Consider the following 3,270-nt stretch of genomic DNA (forward strand, 5'->3'; position numbering starts at 1 on the left):
AGGTGATCGGCACCTTGTGGCGCAGCCGGCGCTTCTGCAGATCGCGGCTGAAGATGAAGCTGAACTCGTAGGCCGGGCCGAAGCAGCTCGCGCCGGGCATGGCGCCGATGACGGCCGGGCCGGGGTCGTCGAGGAACTTGCGGTATTCGCCGAGCGCGTGCTCCGCGTGGTCGACAGTGCAGATCGACTGGGTGAAGCCGCCCAGCGGCCCGGCCCCGGGCACTTCTTCGAACGCGAGGCGCGGGCCGGTGGTGATCACGAGGTAGTCGTAGGTGATGCGGCTGCCGTCCTTCAGCGTCACGGCGTTGCCCTCGGCGTCGATGTGCATCACCGGCTGGGCGATGAACTCGATGCCCTTGGCCGCGAGCGCCGGGCCGATGGGCAGGGTGATGGCCTCGCGCTCCCGCCAGCCGACCGCAAGCCAGGGGTTCGACGGCACGAACTGGAAGTAGTCGACCGCGTTGATCACGGTCACCCGGTGCTCGCGGCCGAGCGCGGCTTTGAGCTCATACGCGGCGGGCATGCCGCCGATGCCGGCACCGAGTACGACGATGTGGGCCATGTCTGTCTCCTTCAGGGGCGGGTGGCTTGCAGCAGTGCATTGGCCTGCTGCACGGTGGCATCGTCCAGCTCGCCGGCCAGGGCCGCCAGCTTCAGGCGATGGGTGATGAGCTGCGTTCGCGCCTGCACCAGCGAGAGTTCGGCGGCAGCGGCGTCGTTCTCGGCGTTGAGCAGGTCGAGCGTGGTGCGGTCGCCGGCCTTCAGGCCGACGCGGGTGGCGTCGAGGCGGGCGCGGCTCGCTTCGAGCGAGGCGGCCAGGGCGGTGGTGCGGCTCTTGCCCACGGCGAGGTCGAGCCAGGCGGCGCGGGTCTGCTGGGCCACCGATTGGCGGGCCTGGTCGAGCGCGGCCTGGGCCTTGTCGGTGAGAGCGCGGTCTTCCGTCGCTTGTGCACTTTGCAGGCCACCGGTGTAGAGCGGGATGGCCAGTTGCACGCCCACCGCGCTGTTGCGGGCGGCACTGCTGGCGCTGCCGAAGTCGCCGTCGCCGGAGAGGCGCTCGCCCCCCACGTGGGCCACCAGGTCGACCGTGGGCGTGAAGGCCGCAGCCGACGCGCGTGCCCGCGCCTCGGTCGACCGCAGCGAGGCCTCGGCCAGCTTCAGCCCCGGGTTCTGCCGCTCGGCGCGCGCGAGCCAGTCGGCCAGGCTGCTGATGTCGTCGACCGGCGCGGCAGAAGGCAGCGGCAGGGGCGTGGTGTTCACGGGCAGGCCGGTCAGGTCGGCGAGCGCGTTGTGGGCCAGTGCGAGCTGTGTCTCGGCACTCAGCCGCTCGGCCTCCAGTGTGGCGGCGCGCGCGGTGGCCTCGTGCACGTCGGTGGCGGGGCGGTCGCCGAGGCTGAAGCGGTCTCGCGCTTCTGCGGCCGCCTTGTCGACCGCCTGCTGCTGGCGCTGCAGCAGCTGCAGCCGTTCGGCCGCCAGCGCGGCGTTGAAATAGAGCTCCGTGGTGCGCAGCATCAGGGCCTGCCGCGATTGCAGCCATTCATGCTCGGCCGCTTCGGCGGCGATGCTGAGCGATTCGCCGCGTGCACTGCGCTCACGGCTGTAGACCGGCTGGCGCAGGCCCAGCGCATAGCGGCTGGCGGTGCCGCCGGTGACCGAGGTGTCGAAGGCCACCCCCGTGGACGAGCCGAAGCCCGGTGCCGAGAACTGCGCGCCGCGCACGGCGGTTTCGCCATTGGCGTAGGACACGCCGCCTTCGAGCATCACGCTCGGCCGCCACAAGGCCTTGGCCTGCTCGCCGCGCGCTGCACCGGCTTCTCGTGCGGCGCGGGCCAGCGCTGCGTCGGGCGCATGCTGCTCGGCGCCTTGCCAGGCCTGCATCAGGTCGAGCGACCAGGCGGCGGGCGCAAACAGCGCCGCGCAAATGGCCATCGCATCGCGTAGGCGACGCGTGATCGTCATGACACCGCTCCGGTCGCGGTGATCTGCGACTGAACCCAGCGCACGATGTCGGGTGCGGTCATGGCGCCGGAGCGGCGTGCCACTTCCTTGCCGCGCTGGTACAGCACCATCGTCGGGATGCTGCGGATGTGGTGGCGCATGCTGGCCTGCGGCGCGGCTTCGGTGTCGACCTTGGCAAAGCGCACCTGAGGCAGCTGGCTTGCAGCCGCTTCGAACTGCGGCGCCATCATGCGGCAGGGGCCGCACCATTCAGCCCAGAAGTCCACCAGCACCGGCAGTTCGGTGCCATCGATGAAGGCCGCGAAGCGCTCATCGCTGAGTGCCACCGGCTTGGCGGCCATCAGCTCGGTGCCGCATCGGCCACAGACCGGGCCGTCGGCCAGGCGTTGGTCGGGCACCCGGTTCTTGGCGCCGCAAGAAGGGCAGACGAGTTGCATGTGCGCCTCCGGTTCAGCAGCCCGACTTCACGCCCAGCTTGCGCAGGATGATCTCCAGCGGGCACCAGCGCGTGAGGGAGCTTTGCAGCAGGTTCGCGCCCACGAAGGCCGTGAACGCCAGCCACCAGGGGCTCACGAACAAGGGGCTGCCGGGCACGCCGAGCGCCAGCGACAGCAGGATGAAGGTGCCTGCGAACAGGCGGACGAGTTGCCATGAGCTCATGTGGATGCTCCTTCTTCAGTGGATGAAACAGGGGGACGGGTCGGCGCCGGCGCCTGCCGGTAGGCCACGAAATACAGCAGCGGGATCACGACCAGCGTGAGCACCGTGCTGACGAAGATGCCGAAGATCAGCGAGATCGCGAGGCCGTTGAAGATCGGGTCGTCGAGGATGAAGAACGCGCCCAGCATCGCGGCCAGGCCGGTGAGCAAGATGGGCTGGGCCCGCGTGGCGGCCGAGCGCACCACGGCTTCTTCGAGCGGCATGCCCTGCGAGACCTGCAGGCGGATGAAGTCCACCAGCAGGATGGAGTTGCGCACGATGATGCCGGCCAGGGCGATCATGCCGATCATGCTGGTGGCGGTGAACGGCGCTCCGAGCAGCGCATGGCCGGGCATCACGCCCACGATGGTGAGCGGGATGGGCGCCATGATGATGAGCGGCGTGAGGTAGGAGCCGAACTGCGCCACCACCAGCAGGTAGATCAGGACCAGGCCGACGGCGTACGCCGCCCCCATGTCGCGGAAGGTCTCGTAGGTGATCTGCCATTCGCCGTCCCACTTGATGGCGTAGTCGCGCCACGGGTCGGCGGGCTGGCGGATGAAGGTCTCGCCGAGCAGGCCGCCGCCCGGTGTCTTCACCTGGGCGAGCACG

At 70.0% G+C, this 3,270-nt stretch carries 5 protein-coding genes; all 5 read right to left on the bottom strand.

The annotated features are described in order from the left end of the window. Nucleotides 1-562: NAD(P)/FAD-dependent oxidoreductase (locus VFL64_RS15115; RefSeq protein ID WP_489541208.1), on the bottom strand; the 562-nt coding region annotated here is incomplete at its 3' end. A gap of 11 nt (nucleotides 563-573) precedes the next feature. Continuing rightward, on the bottom strand, nucleotides 574-1,959 hold the full coding sequence (locus VFL64_RS15120) for a TolC family outer membrane protein (protein WP_489541209.1): 1,386 nt from the start codon (nucleotides 1,957-1,959) through the stop codon (nucleotides 574-576). After that, complete coding sequence (trxC, locus tag VFL64_RS15125) at nucleotides 1,956-2,396, bottom strand: thioredoxin TrxC (RefSeq protein ID WP_489541210.1); 441 nt, start codon at nucleotides 2,394-2,396, stop codon at nucleotides 1,956-1,958. The genes VFL64_RS15120 and trxC overlap by 4 nt, the downstream gene beginning before the upstream one ends. Nucleotides 2,397-2,409: 13 nt before the next feature. Next, nucleotides 2,410-2,619 carry a YgaP family membrane protein gene (locus VFL64_RS15130; protein WP_489541211.1) on the bottom strand — a complete coding sequence of 70 codons (210 nt, stop codon included), beginning with the start codon at nucleotides 2,617-2,619 and terminating at the stop codon, nucleotides 2,410-2,412. Then, on the bottom strand, nucleotides 2,616-3,270 hold a 655-nt coding region (locus tag VFL64_RS15135), incomplete at its 5' end, for an efflux RND transporter permease subunit (protein WP_489541212.1). The genes VFL64_RS15135 and VFL64_RS15130, both read right to left, overlap by 4 nt.

This window comes from Rhizobacter sp. (assembly GCF_035702065.1).
Classification (GTDB): Bacteria; Pseudomonadota; Gammaproteobacteria; order Burkholderiales; family Burkholderiaceae_C; genus Rhizobacter.

What these genes read in the sequence shown, in the direction of transcription:
- VFL64_RS15120 (WP_489541209.1), bottom strand. Translation starts at nt 1,959, where the DNA reads ATGACGATCACGCGTCGCCTACGCGATGCGATGGCCATTTGCGCGGCG.
- trxC (WP_489541210.1), bottom strand. Translation starts at nt 2,396, where the DNA reads ATGCAACTCGTCTGCCCTTCTTGCGGCGCCAAGAACCGGGTGCCCGAC.
- VFL64_RS15130 (WP_489541211.1), bottom strand. Translation starts at nt 2,619, where the DNA reads ATGAGCTCATGGCAACTCGTCCGCCTGTTCGCAGGCACCTTCATCCTG.